At 65.2% G+C, this 15,226-nt stretch carries 14 protein-coding genes; 8 read left to right on the forward strand and 6 right to left on the reverse strand.

The features are described from left to right. Positions 1–1,469, reverse strand: a 1,469-nt coding sequence (locus Q1J79_RS19530) for an ABC-F family ATP-binding cassette domain-containing protein (RefSeq protein ID WP_300303895.1), incomplete at its 3' end; no start/stop codon positions are given. A gap of 132 nt (positions 1,470–1,601) precedes the next feature. Here Q1J79_RS19530 and ndk point away from each other — a divergent pair. From ndk to Q1J79_RS19545, 3 genes are all read left to right on the forward strand, one after another. Beyond that, on the forward strand, positions 1,602–2,024 hold the full coding sequence (ndk, locus tag Q1J79_RS19535) for a nucleoside-diphosphate kinase (RefSeq protein WP_300303898.1): 423 nt from the start codon (positions 1,602–1,604) through the stop codon (positions 2,022–2,024). Positions 2,025–2,577: 553 nt separating this feature from the next. Further along, a complete protein-coding gene (locus tag Q1J79_RS19540; protein WP_300303901.1) occupies positions 2,578–3,999 on the forward strand; it encodes a peptidoglycan-binding domain-containing protein in 1,422 nt (473 codons plus the stop codon). A gap of 3 nt (positions 4,000–4,002) precedes the next feature. Then, positions 4,003–4,728, forward strand: coding sequence for a hypothetical protein (locus Q1J79_RS19545; RefSeq protein ID WP_300303904.1), 726 nt, complete (start codon positions 4,003–4,005; stop codon positions 4,726–4,728). Positions 4,729–4,792: 64 nt separating this feature from the next. Here the strand turns inward: Q1J79_RS19545 and purN are convergent, their stop codons facing one another. Together purN and purM are read right to left on the reverse strand one after the other, a co-directional pair. Beyond that, a complete protein-coding gene (gene purN / locus Q1J79_RS19550; protein ID WP_300303906.1) occupies positions 4,793–5,404 on the reverse strand; it encodes a phosphoribosylglycinamide formyltransferase in 612 nt (203 codons plus the stop codon). A gap of 7 nt (positions 5,405–5,411) precedes the next feature. Then, positions 5,412–6,491, reverse strand: a complete 1,080-nt coding sequence (purM, locus tag Q1J79_RS19555; protein ID WP_300303909.1) for a phosphoribosylformylglycinamidine cyclo-ligase — start codon at positions 6,489–6,491, stop codon at positions 5,412–5,414. Positions 6,492–6,647: 156 nt separating this feature from the next. Between purM and Q1J79_RS19560 the strand changes: the two genes are divergently transcribed. Genes Q1J79_RS19560 through Q1J79_RS19570 form a run of 3 tightly spaced genes read left to right on the forward strand, consistent with a single transcriptional unit; the run spans position 6,648 to position 9,442 of the window. Continuing rightward, positions 6,648–7,682 carry a DUF2066 domain-containing protein gene (locus Q1J79_RS19560; RefSeq protein ID WP_300303912.1) on the forward strand — a complete coding sequence of 345 codons (1,035 nt, stop codon included), beginning with the start codon at positions 6,648–6,650 and terminating at the stop codon, positions 7,680–7,682. After that, complete coding sequence (locus Q1J79_RS19565; protein ID WP_300303915.1) at positions 7,679–8,767, forward strand: AI-2E family transporter; 1,089 nt, start codon at positions 7,679–7,681, stop codon at positions 8,765–8,767. The genes Q1J79_RS19560 and Q1J79_RS19565 overlap by 4 nt, the downstream gene beginning before the upstream one ends. A gap of 6 nt (positions 8,768–8,773) precedes the next feature. Then, positions 8,774–9,442 carry a DNA replication protein gene (locus Q1J79_RS19570; protein WP_300303918.1) on the forward strand — a complete coding sequence of 223 codons (669 nt, stop codon included), beginning with the start codon at positions 8,774–8,776 and terminating at the stop codon, positions 9,440–9,442. Here the strand turns inward: Q1J79_RS19570 and Q1J79_RS19575 are convergent. After that, positions 9,439–9,612 (reverse strand): DUF4169 family protein, encoded by a 174-nt coding sequence (locus Q1J79_RS19575; RefSeq protein ID WP_300303921.1) that lies wholly within the window; start codon positions 9,610–9,612, stop codon positions 9,439–9,441. The genes Q1J79_RS19570 and Q1J79_RS19575 overlap by 4 nt on opposite strands. 9 nt (positions 9,613–9,621) lie before the next feature. Then, on the reverse strand, positions 9,622–10,155 hold the full coding sequence (locus tag Q1J79_RS19580; RefSeq protein WP_300303924.1) for a histidine phosphatase family protein: 534 nt from the start codon (positions 10,153–10,155) through the stop codon (positions 9,622–9,624). A gap of 205 nt (positions 10,156–10,360) precedes the next feature. Here Q1J79_RS19580 and Q1J79_RS19585 point away from each other — a divergent pair, with 205 nt between their 5' ends. Both Q1J79_RS19585 and Q1J79_RS19590 read left to right on the forward strand, forming a co-directional pair. Beyond that, on the forward strand, positions 10,361–12,529 hold the full coding sequence (locus tag Q1J79_RS19585) for an RNA degradosome polyphosphate kinase (RefSeq protein ID WP_300303930.1): 2,169 nt from the start codon (positions 10,361–10,363) through the stop codon (positions 12,527–12,529). Further along, positions 12,504–14,018 carry a Ppx/GppA family phosphatase gene (locus Q1J79_RS19590; protein WP_300303927.1) on the forward strand — a complete coding sequence of 505 codons (1,515 nt, stop codon included), beginning with the start codon at positions 12,504–12,506 and terminating at the stop codon, positions 14,016–14,018. Before Q1J79_RS19585 ends, Q1J79_RS19590 begins: the two co-directional genes overlap by 26 nt. 4 nt (positions 14,019–14,022) lie before the next feature. On the opposite strand, the gene rnd is transcribed toward Q1J79_RS19590, so the two are convergent. Continuing rightward, positions 14,023–15,189 (reverse strand): ribonuclease D, encoded by a 1,167-nt coding sequence (rnd, locus tag Q1J79_RS19595; protein ID WP_300303933.1) that lies wholly within the window; start codon positions 15,187–15,189, stop codon positions 14,023–14,025. Positions 15,190–15,226 lie beyond the last annotated feature (37 nt).

Raw genomic sequence — 15,226 nt, forward strand, 5'->3', positions numbered from 1 at the left:
TCATGGCTGACCAGGATGACGGCGCCCTTGTATTCGTTCACCGCCTGCACGAGGGCGTCGCGCGTATCCATGTCGAGATGGTTGGTCGGCTCGTCGAGGATCAGCAGATGCGGCGCGTGATGCGTGACCATGGCAAACAGCAGGCGCGCGCGTTCGCCGCCGGATAGCTTGCCCGCCACCGTCTGCGCCTTTTCGCGCGTCAGGCCGAAGCTGCCCAGCCGGGTGCGCAGCTGCTCGATGGTCGCGGTCTTCATCAGGTCCTGCAGATGCTCGACCGGCGTGCGGTTTTCGTCCAGCACGTCGTCCTGGTCCTGGGCGAAATAGCCGATGCGCAGCTTGCCCGAGCGTTGCAGCTTGCCGCCCTGGGGCTTCAGCGTGCCGGCCAGGATCTTGGCCAGCGTGGACTTGCCGTTGCCATTGGCGCCCAGCATGGCGATGCGGTCTTCCATGTCGATGCGCAGGTCGATGTTGCGCAAAACCGGCCTGTCGGGCGTGTAGCCGGCGGTGAGGTGATCCAGCACGATCAGCGGCGGCGGCAGTTCTTCCGGATCGGGCAGGCGGAAGATCACGCTGGGATCTTCCACGGCAGCCGTGATGGGCTGCATCTTGGCCAGCATCTTGAGCCGGCTCTGGGCCTGGCGCGCCTTGGAGGCCGAGGCGCGGAAACGCGCGACGAACTCCTCCATATGCTTGCGCTGCTCGGACTGGCGCTGGGCAAAGGCGGTCTGCTGCTCCATGCGCAGGCGGCGCTCGGTCTCGAAGGTGTCGTAATTGCCGCGATAGAGCACCAGCTTGGTGTTGTCGATATGCAGGATGTGCTCGATAGCGGAATTGAGGAAATGCCGGTCGTGGCTGATCAGCAAAAACGTGCGTGGCCAGGTCTTGAGGTAACCCTCCAGCCACAATGAGGCTTCGAGGTCGAGATGGTTGGTCGGCTCGTCGAGCAGCAGCAGATCGGGCTCGGCAAACAGGCAGCCGGCCAAAGCCACGCGCATGCGCCAGCCCCCCGAAAACGAGCTGAGCGGCCGGTTCTGCATCGCCTCGTCGAAGCCAAGGCCCGCCAGGATCACGGCGGCGCGGGCCGGCGCGCTGTGGGCGTCGATCTCGGCCAGGCGCATGTGGACTGCGGCGATGCGCTCGGCGTCTTCCATGCTGGTGGACTCTTCCAGCGCCTCGGCCTCGATCAGCAGGGCCTCGCGCTCGGTATCGGCGGCCAGCACATAACCAATCGGCGTCTGCTCGCCATCGGGCGGCTCCTGCGGCAGCTTGGCGATCTTGCAGTCGTTGGGCAGCTCGACGCTGCCGGTCTCGGTCTGCAGCTCGCCGCAGATGATCTTGAACAGGGTGGATTTGCCGGTGCCGTTGCGGCCGACCAGGCCGACCTTATGCCCGGCCGGGATGGTGGCCGAGACATGGTCCAGCAGCACACGGCCGGCAATCCGGTAGGTCAGGTCGCGAAAAGACAGCATTTATAACAACTTATGAGGGCGAGCCGGGGAGGGCGGCCGGGTTTTGCGGAAACCGGGACGGTTGCGGCCTCCGGTGGGAGCCTCTATATACCCGCCACCGAATTTTAGCCAAGACCCAAAGGACGACCCATCATGGCGCTCGAACGCACCTTTTCGATCATCAAGCCGGACGCGACCCGCCGCAACCTGACCGGCGCGATCAATGCCAAGATCGAGGCCGCCGGCCTGCGCATCGTGGCGCAGAAGCGCATCTGGATGAGCCAGAAGCAGGCCGAGACCTTCTACGGCGTGCATGCCGCGCGCCCCTTCTTCAAGGACCTGGTCAGCTTCATGATCTCGGGCCCGGTCGTCGTGCAGGTGCTGGAAGGCGAAGGCGCCATCGCCAAGTACCGCGACGTGATGGGCGCCACCAACCCGGCCAATGCCGCCCCGGGCACCATCCGCAAGGACTTCGCCGAGAGCATCGAAGCCAACTCGGTGCACGGCTCGGACGCGCCGGAAACGGCGGCCGTGGAGATCGCCTATTTCTTCTCGGGCACCGAAATCGTCGGCTGACGCCATTTCAGTCTCCGGACTGGATGAAGGCCCGGCAGTGATGCCGGGCCTTTTTTGTTGTTTCTCCAATCGTCATGCTCGCGAAGGCGGGATTCAAAATGCTCGTGGATGCCCGGGCCGAGCCCGGGCATGACGATATGAGAGACGGCTATATATGTCGTCATGCCCGGACTTGTTCCGGGCATCCACGTCTTACGTCTCGTTCAGGTTCGCCCCGGTTCATTCCGGTTCATTCAGGTTCGTTTCGGTTCGTTTGAGTTCGTTCGGGTTCGTCTGGGTTCATTTCGGTTCGTTCGGGTTCATTCAGGTTCGTCTTGCTTATCGCCGCGTATCGCGGCCTATCGGCGTCTATCGCCGCTTATCGCGGCCTATCGGCATCCATCGCCACTTAAAAACGCGTATCGCGCGATATCGCCGGAAGCCGCGTGCATCTCTTCGTATTCACGACGTCAGGACCGGAAAAGGCGGTCTTGACCAATGAGAACATATAGAGTACATTGAGGCCGTATATTCGTCAAATTCTTTTTCCCAAAGCCATATTCCGGAGCGCGTCATGAGCCTTCTGCCATTGCCAGATAACGACCCTTTCGACTTTGCCGGCTCCGTCGGCCGCAATGCCGACAACAACCGCGACGATGTGATCAAGGCCCAGATGCTTCTGGCCGATGCGGGCGAATTCGACCTGCCGGCACCCGGCATGCCGACAGGCTGGGCCGGCGAGGGCCTGACGCGGGCCATCCGCAATGTGCAGAAAGCCAGCGGCTTGCCGGTGGATGGCCTGATGCTGCCGCTGCAGAAGGGTGCAGTCGGTGCGAATGGCGAAGGCGAGACGCTGATGAGGCTGCGGGGTCTGCTGGGCGAGCGCATGCAAGGGCGAGGCATCCCGACGCCGGAACAGGTGGACAGATTCTTCGAGACCTATGCGCGCGATCCGGAAGCGCTGTCTGACTACCGGACTCTGGAGAAGCGAGCTGGCGATCCAACACCCGTGTTGCAAACCATGGAAATCCGCGGATCGCAGCCGGGGTTGCCCCTCCAGCTGCTGAGTACAAATATGAGCGACGCAGCGCCGGCCTCATCGCCCGCGCCTGGGCAGCAGGAAGCCGCGCTGCCGGCCGCACTCGCGCTGCCATATCTGCTGGGTACGGGGGCGCTTGCACTTGGGGCCGGGGAATATCTGCGGCGGCAGTATGAGAAAAACCGCACCGAGACATTTGATCCGCCACTCTCCAGGCCGCTCGACGATGTCGAGAATGGTCAGACGACCACGCCGCCGTTGCAGCCGCCAGAGGTCGATGCATCCTTGCAGGGGCGGCCGGCCGCAGACAGGCAGCCCGCTGCCGAACGCCTGATTCCGCCCGACACGACGGAATGGATTTCAGGCCTGCCGCCGGCGCAGCAGCCGCTGGCCGAGGGGCTGGCTGGTATCATTGTCGAAGCGCATCAGTTCGGTCCACGTGGCAGTCCCGAAACACAACAGGCGACGCGGATCGTCACGCAGGTATGCTTCGATCAACTACAGAAGCGATCTGAACTGGTCGACAAATTAATCCATGTGGCAGGGTCGTATGATTTGCGCACGAGCGAGGAAAAAACCGAAGAATGGGTGCCGCGACAAAACATTCCCAAAGGGGAGCGCGGTGGTGAGCGGCTGAAGGGTGGTGTCCATGTCGATTCCTCTTTCGGTCCTCCTTTAGATGACAAAAAAGACAGCCCTTACTGGGCGCGGATGCAGACGGTCGATTTCAGCAAACGCGCAGATGAGCACGATCCGGAGGGGCGCTTCAAACGCGAAAAAGAAGCCGATGCCAGATTGCTCGAGAATATGAAGACCGGCGTGGCGGAATGGGCACGCAAGATGCGCCCCGGCGAAACGGTCGCGCAATACAGGGCTTACGCAAAAATCCGCTGCGACAGGATGTGGGATAAACTGGAGGCGCAACTGCGGCGCGATGGCGCGCTGCCTGCGAGGTGATTCATGCTGAAACAGATTGAGGTCGATGTCGTACCTGAATTCGTGCGGCCGTCATTTCGTACGAAACATGCTTGTCTGACATATGAGGATTGGCACCGTATCGGCGACGATCTGTCGGCACAATTTCCGGGCATTGGGTATGTCCGGTATATGACGGATAAAGAGCATATGGCGGAAGAAAAGCCGGATATCAGGATCGAGCGTGACATGCGGGCCGTGCGGCCTCCGGCATGGTGGTTCGATATTTCATTCGATCCCGGTTACGAATTGGGATTGCGATATGGAGAGCGTGAAGTTTACTCAGGCAGGTTCGTAAAGGGCTGGTGGCGCAATCCTATGAATTTGCCGCGGGCCTATGTGCAGTGTGGCTCGGCGCCGTCTCCGGCAGGAGTCGGGCCGGGATACGCCGCACGGCCTTATCCCGAAAACATGGGGCGGGACTTTCTTGTTTTCGCGGGTGAGCACGACAACAAAAATCATCGCGCCATTGCAAGCCAGTTTTTCAGTATCGTACGGCGGCAGATCTTCAAAGGACCGTTGCTTCTCGTACGTTATCCGAATTATGAGGTTGTTCGACGTTACGAAAAGAACAGCTATGAATGGGTCAGTAAGGATTCTGTCCGATGGGCACGTGAAGACCCTAGGCGCCTGTTGGTCTATTCAGGCCAAGGTTACCACAGTACACCTGATTGTCTCGGATACGGCATCAAACCTGAGCCCGATGGCTAGATGCGCGATGTCTAAATGTTTGTGCGCCACGCTCAGTGTTTCCGCCGTAAAGGACGTCGTTGCGTCACTTCACGCTTACCCGCTGCCCCTCGATCACCAGCTTCCCCTCGGCCAGCAGTTTCAGCGCCTGCGGATAGAGCGCGTGTTCCTGCTCCAGCACGGCCGCCGCCACGCTTTGCGGCGTGGCATCCGGCGGCACCGGCACGGTGGCCTGGAGGATGATCGGGCCTTCGTCCATTTCCGGGCTGACGAAATGCACACTGCAGCCGGTGACGCGCACGCCGCTGGCCACCACGCGTTCATGCACCTGCGTGCCCTTGAAGGCCGGCAAGAGGGAAGGGTGGATGTTGATCATGCGGCCATACCAGGCCTGCACGAATTCCGTGGTCAGCAGCCGCATGAAGCCGGCCAGGCAGACCAGTTCGATGCCTTTCGATTGCAGCAGGGCATGCATCTCGGCATCAAAGGCCGCGCGCTCCTTGCCCTTGCTTTCGATCACCGCCGTTTCGATTCCGTGCTGGCGCGCGATCCGCAGTCCCTCGGCGTCGGGCTTGTTGCTCAGCACCAGGGCGATGCGGGCGGGGTAGTCGCCGGCCTGCGCGGCCTCGATCAGGGCGCGCAGGTTGCTGCCGCGCCCGGAGATCAGCACAGCTGTTCTACGCTTCGCGGGGATCATTACAGAACTAGTTCCAGGCCGTGTCGCAGTTGCGCATGCTCACCATCGGCTCGGCGCCGCCATCCTGCTGCGCCTCGATCACGCCGATGCGGTGGACCAACTCGCCGGCATTTTTCAGCTTCTGCATCACGGTGTCGGCCTTTTCCTTCGCCGCCACCACCACCAGGCCGATGCCGCAGTTGAAGGCGCGCGCCATCTCGGCGTCGTCGATCCGGCCGGCCGATTTCAGCCAGCGGAACACCGGCGGCAAAGTCCAGCCGGTGGCGTCGATGATGGCATCGGTGCCATCGGGCAGCACACGCGGAATGTTGTCGACCAGGCCGCCGCCGGTGATATGCGCCATCGCCTTGATCAGGCCCTCGCGCACCAGCGGCATGCAGCTTTTCACATAGATGCGCGTTGGCTGCATGAGGATCTCGGCCAGCGGCTTCGATGCCTCGAACGGCGCGGGCGATTCGAAGGTCAGGCCATTGTCGGCGATCACCTTGCGCACCAGCGAGAAGCCGTTGGAATGCACGCCCGAGGATTCGATGCCCAGCAGCACGTCGCCCGGCTTCACGTCGCGCGGCAGCAGCCTGCCGCGTTCGGCGGCGCCCACGGCGAAACCGGCGAGGTCGTAGTCCTTGGCGGCATACATGCCGGGCATCTCGGCGGTTTCGCCGCCGGTCAGCGCGCAGCCGGCCTGACGGCAGCCCTCGGCGATGCCGGCCACCACGCGGCGGGCGACCTCGACCTCGAGTTTGCCGGTGGCGTAGTAGTCGAGGAAAAACAGCGGCTCGGCGCCCTGCACCAGGATGTCGTTCACCACCATGGCCACCAGGTCGATGCCCACGCCGTCATGCCGGCCGGTCTCGATGGCGATCTTCAGCTTGGTGCCGACGCCGTCTGTCGACGACACAAGAATGGGGTCCTGGAATCCCGCGGCCTTGAGGTCGAACAGCGCGCCGAAACCGCCGAGGCTGGCATCGGCGCCCGTGCGGCGGGTGGAGGCGGCCAGCGGCTTGATGGCATCGACCAGGGCCTCGCCAGCGTCGATATCGACCCCGGCGGCCTTATAAAGCGGCGACGTGTTGATGGTGGCCTCCACGATGGGCTATGGTGGGCGGTGCGCGCCAATCGTGGCAACATACTCATTCCCCCTGTCTTTGCAATGCTCCTCCGGCGACCGCTAACGGCCTGTTTTCTTTTGATTTTCGCCGCTGCAGGGGGCCTGGCCGGCAGCCTGTCCGCCATGGCGCAGCCCGTGACTCAGCAGACCCGTCCCGCCGATCCGTTCAGCGTGGGCGGAATCGCGGTGGATGCCAGCGCCGACAGCGCGGCGGCCGCCCGCCCCGTCGCGCTGGCCGATGGCCAGCGCCGCGCCTTCGTCCAGCTGCTGCGCCGCCTGACCCTGCCCGAGGATCACGGCCGCCTGCCGCGTCCGGGCGAGGCGCTGCTGAACGACACGGTGGCCGGTTTCGGCATCGACGAGGAGCGCACCTCGGCCACGCGCTATATCGGAAAAATCACCGTGCAGTTCCGCGCCGACGCGATCCGCCGCCTGCTGCAGGAGGCGCGCATCCCGTATTCCGAGACGATGAGCCGCCCGGTGCTGGTCGTGCCGGTGTGGCAGACGGCTGAAGGCGTGCGCATCTGGGAGGCGGCCAATCCCTGGCGCGAGGCCTGGCAGCGCCGGCCCGAGGCCGACAGCCTGGTGCCGCTGAGCGTCGCGCCCGCCACGCCCGATGGCGCCGGCCCGGCGCTGGACCGCCTGCTGGGCAATCCGGATGAGCTGCGCGGCCTCATGCGCAAGGGCAATTTCGACGACGCGCTGGTGGTGACCGCCACGCTGCAGCAGGCCGAGCCCGGCAACCTGCGCGTCGACCTCTATGTCCAGCACCAGGGTCTGGGGAGCAATGCGGGCTTCCTGAATGGGCTGGAGGCGATGACCGTCACCGGCGGCACGCTGGAGGAGACCCTGCTGACCGCGGCGCTGGAGCTGACGCGGCGGATCGAGGCGCGCTGGAAACGCGCCACGGTGATCGACCTGGACCGGCAGGGCCAGCTCAGCGTGATGGCCGGCTTCACCGGCCTGGCGGACTGGAACCGGCTGCGCGCGGCGCTCGCCGCCGTGCCGATCATGCGTAAGGTGGAGGTGCTGCAGCTGTCGCATCGCGACGCGCAGCTGCGGCTGGAATTCTATGGCGAGCCGGCCCAGCTCGGCACGGCGCTGGCGCAGCGCGACATCGTGCTGAGCGAACGCGACGGCTTCTGGGACATGCGGAGCCGCAAGCCGTGACGCGTCGCGAGCAGATGGCCGCCTGGACCGGCATCCTGGTCGTCGCCGTCGCCCTGCTGGTGCTGCTGCGCGACATCCTGCTGCCTTTCGTGGCCGGCATGGCTGTGGCCTATTTCCTCGATCCGGCGGCCGACTGGCTGGAGCGCCGCCGCGTGCCGCGCTGGCTGGCGACGCTGCTGATCCTGTCGCTGTTTTTCCTCGCCGTCGTGCTGGTGCTGCTGCTGCTGGTGCCGCTGGTGCGCGACCAGTTCGACCGTTTCCTGGTGCATCTGCCCGAATATGCCGCCCTGTTCCAGGAGCGCGTGCTGCCCTGGCTGCAAAGCTGGGCCGAGCGCCTGGGCTTCGATGTCGGCATGGACCTGAAATCGGCGCTGAACGGCAACCGCGAGCAGATCATGAAGGTGCTGGGCGGCCTGCTGACCGGCCTGCTGGGCGGCGGCCAGGCGGTGTTCAACCTGCTGTCGCTGATGGTGATCACGCCGGTGGTGAGCTTCTACCTGCTGCGCGACTGGGACGTGCTGGTGGCGAAGATCGATTCCTACCTGCCGCTCGACCACGCCGAGAGCATCCGCGCGCAGGCCGGCGAGATCGACAAGGTGCTGGCCGGTTTCGTGCGCGGCCAGCTGCTGGTCTGCCTCAGCCTCGCCGGCTTCTACGGCATCGGGCTGACCGCGCTGGGCCTGCAATTCGGCCTGTTCATCGGCATTACGGCGGGCATGATCTCGTTCATCCCCTATGTCGGCACGACTTTGGGCTTCGCCGTGAGCGTCGGCGTGGCGGTGGCGCAATACTGGGACGACCCGCTCTGGATCGGCTTGGTCGCCGGCCTGTTCATCCTCGGCCAGCTGATCGAGGGCAACTTCCTGCATCCGGTGCTGATCGGCGACCGCGTCGGCCTGCATCCGGTCTGGATCATCTTCGCCCTGCTGGCCGGCGGCAGCCTGTTCGGCTTCGTCGGCATCCTGCTGGCGGTGCCGATCTTCGCCGTGATCGGCGTGCTGGCGCGCTTCACGCTGGAGCGTTATCGCCGGAGCTGGCTCTATCAGCCCGGAGCCTCGTCTGGCGCGCCGAAGAAACCCGAGTAAGTTTCCATGGTGCCCAAGCAACTCAGCCTCGGCCTCGCCCTGCCGACCTCCTGGGCGCGCGAGGATTTCCTCGTCGCCGAGGGCAATGCCGATTCTTTGAGCTGGATCGACCGCTGGCCCGACTGGCCGAACGGCATCCTGGTGCTCTACGGCCCGCCCGGCAGCGGCAAAACTCATCTGGCGCAGATCTGGAGCACGGTGTCGGGCGCCGCCATCGTGGCGCCCGAGGCGGTGACGGCCGCCGGCGTGGATGCGCTGGCGCGCGGGCCGCTCTGCGTCGACGATGCCGACCGCATTGCCGATCCGGTGGCCCTGTTCCACCTGGTCAACCTGATGCGCGAACGTGGCCAGTCCCTGCTGCTGACCGGCAGCGCGCCGCCGGCGCAATGGCCGTTTGGACTGCCCGACCTGATGTCGCGGCTGAAAGCCATGCCGGCGCAGGGGCTGGCCGAGCCCGACGACGCGCTGTTGGCCGCCGTGCTGGTCAAGCTGTTCGCCGACCGCCAGCTCGGCATCGGCGAGGACGTGGTGAAATACCTGGTGCCGCGCATCGAGCGCTCATTCCATGCCGCGCGGCACTGGGTCGCCGCGCTGGATGCCGCCGCCCTGGCCGAGAACCGCGCCGTGACCGTGGTGCTGGCGCGCAAGGTTCTGGAGCAGCAGGCGGCCGGCTAATCCAGCTTCTTGCCGTCGAGGTCCTTGGCGGCGCGTTCGGTTTCTTTTTTCTGCTGATCGCGCAGGACTTTGGGTTGGCCGAATTTGGCGCGGTTCTCGGCCGCGCGCTCCTTCGCCGCGTCGCGCTCACGCGTCTTGCGCCGTTTGTTCAGGTTCACCACGTCGCCCATGCGGTGATCCTATCCGTCTTTCAGTTGCGCCGGCACCACGAAGCTGGCGAGGAAGCCGGCCTTTGGCCCCACCTGGGCCCAGGCCTTCACCGGGAAGGCGATCTCGGCCAGGCCGCCGGTGGGGAATTTCTCGGCGAGACGCTCCAGCGCGTCGCCGGCGCTGCTGCCGGCCAGGCGGCCGGCGAATTCCTCCAGGCCGGGATTATGGCCGATCAGCAGCAGCTCGCGGCAATCGGTCGGCGCGGCCCGGATCAGCGCCAGCAGGGTGGTCGGCTCGGCCAGATACAGCGCGGGCTCGAAGCGGGCCGGGATGCGGTCGGGCACGCCGTCGCTCAGGCGTTTGGCCAGCCGTTCCCAGGTCTGGCGGGTGCGGGTGGCGGGCGAGCAGAGCACCAGGTCGGGACAGATATTGCGTTCGCCCATATGGCGGGCCAGCAGGCGGCAGGCCTTCTTGCCGCGCGAGCTTAGGGGACGGGCGAAATCATCCAGGCTCGGGTCGTCCCAGGCAGACTTGGCGTGACGCAAAAGCCATAGGCGAAGCATGGACTTATCCTTATCCGACGGGTTTGTGGCAGGCTGTCGCCGCTTTGACATAAACCCCCGTTAGACCTATACCCGAAGGCGTCGACCGGCAAAGGGCTCGGGCAGATGGCCGGTAGCGACAGAGGCGTCTGATATGCAGCAAGTGGCGGATATTCTCCAGACCCCGGTGAGCAACGGAGCGGCGATCCCGAGCCGGCCGCCGATCATGGCCAGCCCGCGAGACCGTTTCATCAACCGCGAATTGTCGTGGCTGGCCTTCAACCTCCGGGTCATGGAAGAGGCCAACAACAAGCGCTATCCGCTGCTCGAGCGGCTGCGCTTCCTGTCGATTTCGGCCAACAATCTCGACGAATTCTTCATGGTGCGCGTCGCCGGCCTGCATGGCCAGATCAAGGCCGGCATCGAGGAGCACAGCCAGGACGGCCTGACGCCGGCGCAGCAGCTGGCCCGGATCAACGATGCCGCCGCCGAGCTGATGGACCGCCAGCAGGCCTGCTGGCGCTCGCTCACGCTCGAACTGGCCGCGGCCGGCATCCATGTGCTGGAGCCCGAGCAACTCACGCCCGAGGACCGGCGCTGGCTGGAGGATTATTTCCTCGCCCATGTCTTCCCCGTGTTGACGCCGCTGGCGATCGACCCGGCGCATCCTTTCCCGTTTATGCCGAATCTCGGTTTCGCGATGGTGATGCAAATGCGACGGGTTCGTGACGGTCGCAGCCTGAATGCGCTGCTGCCGCTGCCGAGCCAGGTCGACCGCTTCACCCGCCTGCCGGGCGATGGTATCCGCTTCCTGTCGCTGGAGAACCTGGTCGGCCTGTTCATCAACAAGCTGTTCCCGGGCTATGAAATCCTCGGCTCTGGCCTGTTCCGCATCACGCGCGACAGCGATATCGAAATCGAGGAAGAGGCCGAGGATCTGGTGCGCCTGTTCGAGACGGCGCTGAAACGCCGCCGCCGCGGCAACGTGATCCGCCTCAAGATCAATGCCGGCATGCCGGAAGACCTGCGCAAGTTCGTCTGCGAGGAGCAGGAAGTCAGCCCGCAGGCGGTGATCGTGGTCGATGGCATCCTCGGCCTGGCCGACACCAAGCGGCTGATCGTCGATGACCTGCCGGACCTGAAATTCCCGCCATTCTCGCCGCGTTTTCCCGAACGCATCCGCGATTACGGCGGCGACTGCTTCGCCGCCATCCGCGCCAAGGACCTGGTGGTGCATCACCCCTATGAAAGCTTCGACGTGGTGGTGCAGTTCCTGCGCCAGGCCGCGGCCGATCCGCATGTGGTGGCGATCAAGCAGACGCTGTACCGCACCTCCGATGACAGCCCGATCGTGCGCGCCCTGATCGAGGCGGCCGAGGCCGGCAAGTCGGTGACGGCGCTGGTCGAACTGAAGGCGCGTTTCGACGAGGCCGCCAACATCAAATGGGCGCGCGACATGGAGCGCGTCGGCGTGCAGGTGGTCTATGGCTTCATCGAGCTGAAGACCCATGCCAAGATCTCGCTGGTGGTGCGGCGCGAAAGCGGCCAGCTCAACACCTATGTGCATTTCGGCACCGGTAACTATCACCCCTATACGGCCCGGGTTTACACCGACCTGAGCTTCTTCACCGACGACAACGACCTGGGCCATGACGCGACCTGCCTGTTCAACTTCCTGACCGGCTATGCCGCGCCGGAAAACCTGAAGAAGGTGGCGATCTCGCCCTACACGCTGCGGCCGCGCCTGCTGGAGCTGATCAACGAGGAAATCCGCCATGCCGAGGCGGGCCGTCCGGCGGCGATCTGGGCCAAGATGAACAGCCTGGTCGACCCGGTGGTGATCGACGCGCTGTACCAGGCCAGCCAGGCCGGCGTACAGATCGACCTGATCGTGCGCGGCATCTGCTGCCTGCGCCCGGGCGTGGCGGGGCTGTCCGAGAATATCCGGGTGAAAAGCCTGATCGGGCGTTTCCTCGAGCATTCGCGCATTGTCTGCTTTGGCGGCGGCCGGGGCCTGCCATCGCCGGAGGCGAAGGTGTTCATCTCGTCGGCCGACTGGATGCCGCGCAATTTCGACCGCCGCGTCGAGGTTCTGATCCCGATCGAAAACGCCACCGTGCACCAGCAGATTCTCGACCAGATCATGGTCGCCAATATGAAAGACCAGGCGCAGAGCTGGTGGCTGGGCGCCGATGACCAGTATGTCCGCGCCTCCAGCGATCCGGAGGCGTTCAGCGCGCATACCTATTTCATGACCAACCCCAGCCTCTCTGGTCGCGGCAAGGCACTGAAAAAACCCGAGGCGATTCCACGTCTCAAACTGAAGGAAGGCCAGGGCGAGACGCCGGCCGATAGTCTGGTGGGGAAGAGTGGCCGTCGCGCAAACAATCAGTAAGGCCGCCTCGTCCCAGACGGTTTCGCCGCTGCCTTTCGGGGTCATCGATGTCGGCTCCAATTCGGTGCGCCTTGTGGTGTTCGGCGAGCCGTTGCGCCTGCCGACGGCGATGTTCAACGAGAAGGTTCTCTGCGGCCTCGGCCGGGGCCTGAGCGAGACCGGCGCGCTGGATGCCGAGGGCACCAGGCAGGCCTTGATGGCGATCCGTCGCTTCGTGGTGCTGGCGCGGCATATGGATGTCCATTCGCTGCAGATCGTGGCCACTGCGGCCGTGCGCGATGCCAGTAATGGCGCCGAATTCGTGGCGCAGATCGAGCGCGATACGGGCGAGCCCGTGCGCGTGCTGTCGGGCCAGGAAGAGGCGACCTACTCGGCCTATGGCGTGCTGTCGGGCATTCCCGATGCCTGCGGCGTGATGGGCGACCTGGGCGGCGGCAGCCTGGAGCTGGTGTCGCTGGATGGCGCCAGGCTGGGCGACAGCGTCACCCTGCCGCTTGGGCCGCTGCGCATCGCCAATCTCGGCAATTACGGCGTGGTGAAGAGTTTCGTCGACGAAAAGATCGCCGGCGTCGAGTGGCTGAGGAAATGGAAAGGCCGCTCGCTCTATGCTGTGGGCGGTTCCTGGCGCGCCATCGCCCGCGTGCACATGGCGCAGAAGCACAGCCCGCTGCATATCATCCACCAGTATACGCTGGCGCGCGCCGAGGCGAGCGATTTCACCCGGCTGATCGCCAAGCAGAGCAAGGATTCGCTGGCGCGCGTGGAGGGCGTGCCGCGCCGGCGCCAGGATTCCCTGCCGCTGGCGGCCCTGGTGATGCGACGCGTGCTGAAATTCCTTGAGCCCAAGGATGTGGTGTTCTCGGCCAATGGACTGCGCGAGGGACTGGCTTATGCGCTGCTGACCGAGAAACAGCGCGCCGAAGATCCGCTACTGGCCTATTGCCGCCACATGGCGCAGCGCGAAAGCCGCTTTGCCGAGCATGGCGCCGAGCTGGACCGCTTCATCGCGCCATTGTTCGACCGCGATCCGGCCGACCGGGCCCGTATCCGTCTGGCCGCCGCGATCCTGGCGGATACCGCCTGGCGGGTGCATCCCGATTATCGCGGCGAACAATCGCTGGGCATCATCCTGCATGCCCCCTTTGGCGCCATCGCGCAGGACGAGCGGGCCATGCTGGCCCTGACCATCTTCACCCGGTATGTCGGTACCGCCAGCGATCCCGCGGCGGCACCGGCCTGGCAGCTCCTCAATGCCGAGCAGATCGATTATGCCCAGCGTATCGGCCTTGCCATGCGCCTGGGGCAGACCCTGTCCGCCGGCGTGCCGGGCATCCTGGCGGAGTGCAAACTGCGTCCGAACGGGAATGGCATCGTGCTGGAGATTCCGGCCCAGCATGCCGCGCTGGACGGCGAGGCGGTGCAGCGTCGCACCGAGGCCCTGGCCAAGGCGCTGAACCGGGCCTGGGACGTCCGCGTCTCGAAACGCTGAGCGGTTACTTCTTCAGCTCGACCAGCTTGATGCGCGCGCCTTCGGCGGCCAGCGCCAGTTCGCCATGCTTCAGCCGCAGGGCGTCGTTGCCAAAAACCTCGCGGCGCCAGCCATGCATGGCCGGCACATCCGCGCGGTCGTCGGCCGCGATCTTGTCCAGATCGGACGACGAGGCGATCAGCTTCTGCGCCACGTCGTGGTCGTCACATTTCATCTTGAGCAGAACCTTGAGCAGCTCGACCAGCGGTCCGATGCCGCGCGGCAGCTCCGGCTCGCGCTCCATCACCGGCCAGGTCTCTTTCGGGCTGGCCTGTTTGGCGGCGATGGCAGCCAGCAGGCCGGCGCCCATCTTGCCCTCGGCAAAACCCTTCGACAGACCGCGCATGCGCTCCAGATCGTCGGCCGTCTTCGGCGGATGGGCGGCGATCTCCATCAGCGTCTCGTCGCGGATGATGCGCTGGCGCGGGATGTCGCGGTTGCGCGCCTCGATCTCGCGCCAGGCGGCGGCGGCCTGCAGCACGGCAAGATATTCCGGCTTGGTGGTGCGCGGCCGCAGCCGCTTCCAGGCATTCTCCGGCGGAATTTCATAGGTGGCCGGATCGGCCAGCACGGCCATTTCCTCGTTCAGCCAGTCGGCGCGGCCGGATTTCAGCAGCCGCGACCGCAGCTTGTCGAAGCATTTGCGCAGATGCGTCACGTCGGCCAGCGCGTAGAGCACCTGCTTCTCGGTCAGCGGCCGGCGCGCCCAGTCGGTGAACCGCGACGACTTGTCGATCTGGGCGCCGGCCAGCTTGGAGGCGAGCTGTTCGTAGGAGACCTGGTCGCCGAAGCCGCAGACCATGGCGGCCACCTGGGTGTCGAACAGCGGGGCGGGGACCTCGCCCATCAGCTTGGTGAAGATTTCCAGATCCTGCCTTGCGGCATGGAACACCTTGAGCACCGCCCGGTTGCGCAGCAGCTCGAACAGGGGCTCCAGCGACAGGTCCTCGGCCAGCGGGTCGATCACCCGGGCCTCTTCGGGACCGGCCAGCTGGATCAGGCAGAGCTTGGGCCAGAAGGTGGTTTCGCGCATGAACTCGGTATCCACGGTCACATAGGGGACCGTGGCCAGCGAGGCGCAGAAACGGGCAAGGTCGTCGGTGGCGGTAATCGGGGCGGGATCGGTACGCATAGTCTGGCCTCTTAGCATGCCGGGGCCGGCGGCCCAA

Origin of the sequence: Ferrovibrio sp., assembly GCF_029255545.1 — a bacterium.
GTDB lineage: Bacteria > Pseudomonadota > Alphaproteobacteria > Ferrovibrionales > Ferrovibrionaceae > Ferrovibrio.

Coding starts and splice junctions, on each gene's coding strand:
- purN (WP_300303906.1), bottom strand. CDS start 5,404: ATGATCCCCGCGAAGCGTAGAACAGCTGTGCTGATCTCCGGGCGCGGC.
- rnd (WP_300303933.1), bottom strand. CDS start 15,189: ATGCGTACCGATCCCGCCCCGATTACCGCCACCGACGACCTTGCCCGT.
- Q1J79_RS19545 (WP_300303904.1), top strand. CDS start 4,003: ATGCTGAAACAGATTGAGGTCGATGTCGTACCTGAATTCGTGCGGCCG.
- Q1J79_RS19580 (WP_300303924.1), bottom strand. CDS start 10,155: ATGCTTCGCCTATGGCTTTTGCGTCACGCCAAGTCTGCCTGGGACGAC.
- Q1J79_RS19575 (WP_300303921.1), bottom strand. CDS start 9,612: ATGGGCGACGTGGTGAACCTGAACAAACGGCGCAAGACGCGTGAGCGC.
- Q1J79_RS19585 (WP_300303930.1), top strand. CDS start 10,361: ATGGCCAGCCCGCGAGACCGTTTCATCAACCGCGAATTGTCGTGGCTG.
- ndk (WP_300303898.1), top strand. CDS start 1,602: ATGGCGCTCGAACGCACCTTTTCGATCATCAAGCCGGACGCGACCCGC.
- Q1J79_RS19570 (WP_300303918.1), top strand. CDS start 8,774: ATGGTGCCCAAGCAACTCAGCCTCGGCCTCGCCCTGCCGACCTCCTGG.
- Q1J79_RS19540 (WP_300303901.1), top strand. CDS start 2,578: ATGAGCCTTCTGCCATTGCCAGATAACGACCCTTTCGACTTTGCCGGC.